Genomic DNA, 6,964 nt, shown 5'->3' on the forward strand with positions numbered 1-6,964 from the left:
CTGGGCAAGCTCGGCTCCGCGTGGCTATACGGACCATCCGACCGACGGGGCTCACCCGCCGAGCGGTCGGGGTCGTCCGGCGCACGGCCAGGAGGGTCAGCCGCTTCGGCCAGCTTCGGGCAGCCCGCAGCGGACGCCGGAAGCCACTTTTGCCCAGGGCGGGCTCGACATAAGAAGAAGCGGCCGCGCCGGCGCGCCTTTTCGCATTCGGAGCAATCCCGCATGAGCATCGCCGCCCCTCCCCTGCGCCTGGGCGTCAACCTCGATCACGTCGCCACGCTGCGGAACGCGCGCGGCGGCGCCCATCCCGACCCCGTGCGCTTCGCCCGTCTGGCGCTCGAGGCCGGGGCCGACAGCATTACCGTGCACCTGCGCGAGGATCGCCGTCACATCCGCGATGCCGACGTGGAGCGGCTGATGGCGGAGATCCGGGCACCCTTGAACCTCGAGATGGCCGTGACCGAGGAGATGGTCGGGATCGCCCGCCGGCTCCGGCCGCACGCCACCTGCCTCGTCCCGGAGCGGCGACAGGAGGTGACCACCGAAGGCGGGCTCGACGTGCGCGGAGCGGGAAGCGCTCTCCGGGATGCGGTCGCAGCGCTCGGCGAGGCCGGCTGCCGGGTGTCGCTGTTCGTGGACCCCGAGCCGGCGCAGCTCGACGCCGCGGCGGCGGTGGGAGCGCCGGTCGTGGAGCTGCACACCGGCGCTTACTGCGAGGCGCGCGCCGGCGAGGCGCAAGGGCGGGAGCTGGCGCGGCTGCGGGCGGCGGCCCGGCACGCGGCGGCGATCGGGCTCGAATGCCATGCCGGGCACGGGCTCTCCTATGCCGATGTCCGGCCGGTGGCGGCGATCCCCGAGATCGTCGAGCTCAACATCGGTCATTTCATCGTCGGCGAGGCGCTCGCGGTGGGCCTCGTCGAGGCGATCCGGCGGATGCGCGCGGTGATGGAGGCGGGCCGGCGCGACCTCGCCCGGCCGCATCTGCCGTACTGAGGAGGGCGGTCGCTTGCGAATCCTGGTGCTGGGCACGGGCGGGGTCGGCGGCTATTTCGGGGCGAGGCTCGCCGCCGACGGCAACGACGTGATCTTCGTGGCGCGCGGGGCCCATGCCGAGGCGATGCGCACGCAGGGCCTGCGCGTGCTCTCGGCGAACGGCGACCTCCACCTCGAGCGGGTGCAGCTCCACGAGGACCGGGCGCGGACCGGGCTCGTCGACATCGTGCTGGTCGCGGTCAAGATGTACGACCTCGAGGCGGCGGCCGAAACCCTTCGGCCGCTGCTCCAGATCGACACGGCCGTGGTGCCGCTGCAGAACGGGGTCGAGGCGGCGGCGATCCTCGAGCGGAAGCTCGGGCGGCGCTATGTCTGCGGCGGGGTGGCCTACATCGCCGCCGGGATCGAAGCACCGGGCGTGATCCGCCACACCGGCACCATGGCGCGGCTCGTGTTCGGCGAGCGGCAGAAGAACGAGAGCTGGCGGCTCGAGACGCTGGAGGCGGCCTGCCGGGGTGCGGGCATCGACGCGGTGCTCACGGACGCCATCGAGCGCGAGGTCTGGAAGAAGTTCGTGTTCCTCGCTCCCTTCGCCGCCATCACCTGCCTCGGGCGGACCACGATCGGGGCGGTGCGCGAGGATCCCGTGCTCTGGCCGCGGTTCGTGGCCATGGTGGAGGAGGCCGTGGCGGTGGCGCGGGCACGCGGGATAGCACTGCCGGAGGACATCGTGGATGAACGGCTCCAGCTCGCGCGCGGGCTGCCAACCACGATGAAGTCGTCGATGCTCCTGGACCTCGAGGCCGGCCGCCGGCTCGAGCTCGACTGGCTCACCGGGGCGGTCCTGCGGCTGGGCGAGGAGGCGGGCATCGCCACGCCCGCGAGCCGGGAGGCTTACGAGGCGCTCGCCCCTTGGCGAGCCGGCCGGACCGGAACCTGAGCGAGCGGCGGACGGTTGCCTTCCGGCGGATACGGGACCGTGCCGGTCCCGAGCCGGCCGGAGGGAAGCATGGTGATGGGAAAGAGACGGCTCGCGACGGCGGCGCTGGCTCTCGTCGCCGTCGTGCCGGGCATCGGCAGCGCCCGCGCGCAGACGGCGCAGGGGACGACGCAGGTTCCGCCGCTCGCGACGGAGCCGGTGCCGACCCAGGGCGGCGGTCAGGCCGCGGTGGGGGCGGCGATCAAGGGATCGGCGCCCGGCCCCGGCGCACCGGAAGCAGCCTCGCCGGGACCGGCGGCACCTTCGCCCGTCGACCAGTCGCAAGCGCAGCAGGGCGCCCTGCTGAAGCCGGGCGACTGCGCCGGCGACATGGCTGCCGCCGCCGGAGCGAAGCAGCCGTGCCAGCCGAAGCCGTAGGGCTGCGGCACCCGCAGCGAGCCTTCACGCTTCCGCCGCCAGCAGGTCGAGCAGCGCTCCGGCGTCCACGAGGTCGGGGGTGTCGAGGCCTTCGGTGAACCAGCCGTAGACGGCGGTCAGCAGGTCGCGTGCCTCACGCCGCCTGCCCCGATCGCACAGCAGCCGGGCCAGGCTCGTCGCGGCACGCAGCTCGAAGGCGCGCGCTTCCTGCTGGCGGGCCAGGGCAAGCGCTCGGGCGAGGCAGGTCTCGGCCTCGTCCGGCGCGCCCGCGAGCAGACGCAGCTCGCCCTCGAGCCGGTGCAGCTCGGCCTCGCAGAATCGCACGTCGGTGCGCGCCACCTCGGCCCGGGCCTCCTCCAGCACCCGCAGGCCGGCAGCCGCCTCGCCGAGGCGGGCGTGGATCGCGGCCAGGATGCCGAGATGCAGCGTGCGGTGGAACACGGTGCCGAGCGCATCCAGAAGCTCGATGCCCTCGCGCACGAGCACCGCCCCTTCCCGAGGCTGGCCCTCTTGCGCCGCCACCCAGCCGCGCATCACGATGCCGTAGCCGCGCCACATCGGCATGTCGTGCTCGGCGGCGAGCGCCAGCACGGCATCGGCATAGCCGCGGACCGCCGAAACCTCGTGGAGGAACTGCGCCAGCTCCCCGCCGCCGTGGCAGAAGATGTGACCGATCGTGTTGGCGTGCCCGAGCTCGGCGGCGTGCCGGGCCGCCTCCTGCGCCGCGTGCCGCGCCTGGTCCGGCCGGCCCGTGATCCAGAGCACGAGCGCCAGGAACGACAGCCCCGACGCGCGGGGGTCGGTGATGCAGCGGGCCGCGAGCGACCGGTCGCGCTCGGGGTCGTAGAGCACGGGGATCTGCGCGAGCTCGGCGTGAGCCGCCTCGAAGGCGCCGAGCTGCATCAGCGCGGCCCCCATCGCCCGGTGCGCCAGGATCCGGTCGGCAGGGTGCCCGAAACGCTCGGCGAGCGAGTGGCAACGCTCGGCGAAGTGCTTCGCCGCCCGGGTCTCGCCGCGCACGACGCGGTTGCTGGCGAGGCCGAACAGGGTGGGGCCCAGGCCCTCCGTGTCGCCGCGGCGCTCGCAGAGCGCTGCGGCACGCTCGTAAGCCGTCGCGACCTGCGGGCCGCTCCAGGCGGAAAGGGCGATCAGGGGCGTGCCGATCGCGAGCTGGAGCTCGAGCTCCAGGCGATCGCGTTCGGTGGAGTCCGGCAGGCAGGCCAGCAGCTCCAGGCCGCGCCGGAGCTGACGCACGGCTTCCCGATCGGCCGAGCGGTCGGCCGAGCGCCGGCCCGCCTTGAGCCACCAGCGCACCGCGCGCTCCGTCTCGCCGGCCTCGGTGAGATGATGCGCGATCAGCTCGGGCGTGGTCTCGGCCTGCTCGGGATGGCGCTCCTCCAGGACCTGCGCGATCCGGCCGTGGAGCTGCCGCCGCCGCTCGCGCAGGAGCGTGCCGTAGGCCGCATCGCGCACCAGCGCGTGCTTGAAGAGGAAGCCGGCGCGTGGCCCGTTCCCTTGGGCGAACAGCAGGCCGGCGCGTGTCAGCCGATCCAGGGTCGCGGACAGCTCGCCCTCGCTCCGGCCCGCCACCGCGGCGAGCAGCGCGAAGGAGAACTCGCGGCCGATGGCGGCCCCGATCTGGGCCGCGGCTCTGGCTGCCGGGCCGAGCCGGTCGAGGCGCGCCAGCAGCGAGGCGTGGAGCGTGGCCGGGATCGCGAGCCTCGCTGGCGGGGCCGCGGCGACGACCATCGGGCCGGCTGGGCCACCAGTCTCCAGTACCGCCTTGGTCAGCTCCTCGACGAACAGCGGCACGCCGTCGGTGCGCTCGGAGATCTCCGCGATCAGCGCATCGGGCAGGTTGGTGTCGCCCGCGACCTGCCGCACCAGCGCGGCACCGTCGCGCCGGTCGAGGCGGTCGAGCCCGAGCAGGGTCACGTGCGGCCGGTCGATCCAGGGTGGCGCGAGCTCGGGACGGAAGGTGACGACGAGGAGGACCGGCAGGTGCACCACGCGCTCGACCACGAGGTCGAGCAGCTCGCGCGAGCTGGGGTCGATCCAGTGCACGTCCTCGAAGGTCGTCAGCACCGGCCCGGCCTTCGCCAGACCTTCGAGCTGGCGCAGGAGTGCGGCGAAGGTCCGCTCGCGCTTCTGCTGCGGGGTGAGCCGCAGCGGGGGCCAACGCCCATCGGGCGGCAACCCCAGCAGCTCGGCCAGGAGTGCCGTGTCCTCTGCTGTCGGCGCGGCCGGTATCAGAAGATCCTCCAGCCGCGCGAGCTTGGCCGCCGTGCTGTCGCCCTGCGCGAGCCCGGCCGCGCGCTCGAGCTGCACGATGATCGGATGGAGCGCGCTGTCCTGGTGATGCGGCGAGCAGAAATAGCGCAAGGCGACGTGCGGCACGGATGCCAGCCGCTCCTCGAGCGCCGCGAGCAGCCGCGACTTGCCGATGCCGGGCTCGCCCGCGATCAGGACCACCCGACCCTCGCCGGCCTCGACCTCCCGCCAGTGCCGGAGCAGGAGGGCGAGCTCGGCCTCGCGGCCGACGAGCGGTGTGAGAGCGGCGCCATGGAGCGCTTGCGAGCGGCTTTCGGCCGGCCCGGCACCCAGCACGCGCCAGGCCCGCACCGGCTCGACGAAGCCCTTGGCCGCCACGGCGCCGAGATCGGCGCACACGAACAGCTCGCCGACGAGGCGGCGGGTAGCCTCGGCGATCACGACGCTGTCGGGCTCGGCCAGGGCCTGCAGCCGGGCGGCGAGGTTCGGCGTCTCGCCAATCACCGTTTCCTCCTGGGAAGCGCCGCTGCCGATCAGGTCGCCGACCACGACCAGGCCGGTGGCGATGCCGATGCGGACCCGCAGCGGCTCGCCGGACGGATGCGGCAGCAGCGGCACCGCGGCCGCGAGCAGAAGGCCGGCGCGGATCGCCCGCTCGGCATCGTCCTCGTGCGCCTGCGGGTAGCCGAAATAGGCGAGCACGCCGTCGCCCATGTACTTGGCGACGAAGCCGCCGGCGGCCGTGACGATCCCGGCGACACGCGCATGATAGGCCTTGAGCAGCGCACGCAGGTCCTCGGGATCGAGATCGCGCGACAGCGCCGTCGAGCCGACGAGGTCGGCGAACATCACCGTGAGCTGGCGCCGCTCGGCCTCGGCGGCATCGGGCCCTGCCGGAGCGCCGGCTGGCAGCGCTGCGATCGCATCGAGCAGCCGGCGCCGGTGGCCGACCGATGCGACGCCGATCTCCTTCAGGTCCTCGGCCGTGAGCCGCGCGAGCAGGTCGGTATCGACGTCGTGGTCGCGAAACGCCTGCTCATACTGGCCCAGCCCGAGGTTGCGCAGCCAGGCCCCGAGGTCCAAGCTCCGGCTCCCCTCTCGTCCCATAAGGGCTATGGGGAGGCAGTCTAGCGCAGGGACGGCGCTGGAGCGGGACGAATCTCGGCCCGGCCGAAGAAAAGGCTCCCGGAGCGGCCGGTCCGGGAGCCGGAGGATGCACCCGTCGCCTCAGATCTCGTTCTTGCCCATCTGGTCGGCGATGTATTCGGCCTGGCGGATGGCGAGCGCCACGATGGTCAGGGTCGGGTTCTCCGCCCCGCCGGTGGTGAACTGGCTCCCGTCCGAGACGAACAGGTTCTTCACGTCCCAGCTCTGGCCCCACCGGTTCACCACCCCGTCCCGCGCGCTCGCGCTCATCCGGTTGGTCCCCAGATTGTGCGTGCTGGGATAAGGCGGCGTCTCGTACACCTCCCTCGCCCCCGCCGCCTCGTAGATCGCCCGCCCCTGCCGGTAAGCATGGCTGCGCATCGCCACGTCGTTCGGGTGGTCGTCGAAGTGCACGTTCGGGATCGGCAGCCCGAACGCGTCCTTCTCCGTGGGATGCAGCGTCACCCGGTTGCTCGCCCGCGGCATGTCCTCGCCCACGAGCCACATCCCGGCCATGGTCCGGTACTGCTCCAGCTTGTGCGCGAACTCCCGCCCCCACGCCCCGGGGTCGAGGAACGCCGCCAGAAACGGCAGGCCCAGGGACAAGGTCTCCAGCTCGTAGCCGCCGACGAAGCCGCGCTTCGGATCGTGCCGCGCCTCGTCCTGCACCACCCCGGCCATGGTGGTGCCGCGGAACATGTGCACCGGCCGCGCGAACGCGGCGTAGACCGAGCCGGTCATGTGCCGCATGTAGTTGCGCCCCACCTGCCCCGAGCTGTTGGCCAGACCATCCGGGAACTTGGAGGAGGCCGAGTTGAGGAGCAGCCGCGGGCTCTCGATCGCGTTGCCGGCGACGCACACCAGCCGGGCTTTTTGCACGTGCTGCTGGCCGTCCTTGTCGGCGTAGAGCACGCCCGTCACCTTGCCCCGCGCGTCGTGCTGGATCTGCAACGCCATCGCCTCCGGCCGCAGCTCCAGCCGGCCGGTGTCCAGCGCCGCCGGGATCTCGGTGTAGAGCGTGCTCCACTTGGCCGAGGACTTGCAGCCCTGGAAGCAGAAGCCGATCTGCTGGCAGGACGGCCGGTCGGCGCGCGGCCGGCTGTTGATCGCCATGTGCCCGGTGTGGACCGTCCGGTAGCCCAGGCGCTTGGCGCCGGTGTAGAGCACCTTGAAGTTGTTGTTGCCGGGCAGGCCCGG

General features: G+C 73.1%; 5 protein-coding genes. 3 read left to right on the plus strand and 2 right to left on the minus strand.

The window, feature by feature from the left end:
• Positions 1-222 precede the first annotated feature (222 nt).
• The 3 genes from U1T56_RS11305 (at position 223) to U1T56_RS11315 (ending at position 2,350) form a co-directional block, all read left to right on the plus strand.
• On the plus strand, positions 223-993 hold the full coding sequence (locus U1T56_RS11305) for a pyridoxine 5'-phosphate synthase (RefSeq protein WP_418159574.1): 771 nt from the start codon (positions 223-225) through the stop codon (positions 991-993).
• A gap of 13 nt (positions 994-1,006) precedes the next feature.
• Positions 1,007-1,933, plus strand: a complete 927-nt coding sequence (locus tag U1T56_RS11310) for a ketopantoate reductase family protein (RefSeq protein WP_418159575.1) — start codon at positions 1,007-1,009, stop codon at positions 1,931-1,933.
• Between the two features lie 75 nt (positions 1,934-2,008).
• The gene (locus U1T56_RS11315) at positions 2,009-2,350 is read left to right on the plus strand and encodes a hypothetical protein (RefSeq protein ID WP_418159576.1); all 342 of its coding nucleotides are present in this window, start codon (positions 2,009-2,011) and stop codon (positions 2,348-2,350) included.
• A 24-nt stretch (positions 2,351-2,374) separates the two neighbouring features.
• Here U1T56_RS11315 and U1T56_RS11320 read toward each other — a convergent pair whose 3' ends face one another.
• Both U1T56_RS11320 and U1T56_RS11325 read right to left on the minus strand, forming a co-directional pair.
• The gene (locus tag U1T56_RS11320; protein ID WP_418159577.1) at positions 2,375-5,704 is read right to left on the minus strand and encodes an adenylate/guanylate cyclase domain-containing protein; all 3,330 of its coding nucleotides are present in this window, start codon (positions 5,702-5,704) and stop codon (positions 2,375-2,377) included.
• Positions 5,705-5,848: 144 nt separating this feature from the next.
• Positions 5,849-6,964, minus strand: a 1,116-nt coding sequence (locus tag U1T56_RS11325) for a GMC family oxidoreductase (RefSeq protein WP_418159578.1), incomplete at its 5' end; no start/stop codon positions are given.

The organism is Benzoatithermus flavus (genome assembly GCF_037908215.1).
Classification (GTDB): Bacteria; Pseudomonadota; Alphaproteobacteria; order Geminicoccales; family Geminicoccaceae; genus Benzoatithermus; species Benzoatithermus flavus.